This window comes from Yersinia sp. 1252 StPb PI (assembly GCF_048593885.1).
In the GTDB taxonomy this organism is placed as follows: Bacteria; Pseudomonadota; Gammaproteobacteria; order Enterobacterales; family Enterobacteriaceae; genus Yersinia; species Yersinia enterocolitica_E.
Genome location: NZ_JAZGQE010000433.1, coordinates 1 through 767, shown reverse-complemented (window position 1 = coordinate 767; position 767 = coordinate 1). Strand labels below are relative to the sequence as shown.

The window sequence follows — 767 nt, the reverse complement described above, 5'->3', positions numbered from 1 at the left end:
CTAAACTAGTCTGAGTTATTTAATTAAGGAATTTATCATAAATTTTTTAATGGGAGTGAATTAAAATGGATAGAGATTGGCATAGACAAGATATTTTAGCTGCAATACGGAAAGCAAAAGGTTCACTAGCAGCATTATCAAGAGAGAGCGGGCTTTCGCCAAGTACATTAGCTAACGCGCTAACACGCCCGTGGCCCAAGGGAGAAGTAATTATTGCAGACGCTATCGGTGTTTCCCCTCGAGAGATATGGCCCAGTAGGTTCATCGATTATCGAGGGCGGATGATTATTCGAAGAGTAAGGCAAAACTAACGTTAAGAGGGTGGTTTAAATGGATAAGACACTACTAAACTCGCTTAAAATGTTAATACCATTTTGGGAAAATAGTTCGGAAGCTTGGGGGGTGAAAGATAACAAGTCAGTATTTATTTATGCAAATAATAGGTTTGGTAAATTATTAGGGTTACCTGATAAATTTAGTGTGGAAGGGCGATTGGATGGTGAGCTTCCAGCACCAACGGCAGAGTTTCAGACTGAATTTCAGGAACATGATCGTCAGGCGATATTATCGAAAGAACGAGCGACAACGATTGAAATACATGCATTTGAGCGACGTTCCTATTTTCAACCTTACTTTTGTGATAAGTACCCATTAATAAATGAACTCGGCATTTCACAAGGGCTTATTTTTCATGCAAGACCAGTAGAAGATATAATATTAACGCATTTAAATAAAATAAAAGTTCCCACCTCACTTATCTTTACTCC

General features: G+C 38.3%; 2 protein-coding genes. Both read left to right on the top strand.

Features of this window, described 5'->3' with window-relative positions:
* Positions 1-65: 65 nt before the first annotated feature.
* Complete coding sequence (locus V2A85_RS24135; protein WP_083161647.1) at positions 66-311, top strand: helix-turn-helix domain-containing protein; 246 nt, start codon at positions 66-68, stop codon at positions 309-311.
* Between the two features lie 19 nt (positions 312-330).
* A partial coding sequence (locus V2A85_RS24130; protein WP_420072613.1) for a PAS domain-containing protein occupies positions 331-767 on the top strand: 437 nt, incomplete at its 3' end.

Bases quoted from the DNA above. Each gene is read 5' to 3' on its own strand.
- V2A85_RS24135 (WP_083161647.1), top strand. From the start codon at position 66: ATGGATAGAGATTGGCATAGACAAGATATTTTAGCTGCAATACGGAAA.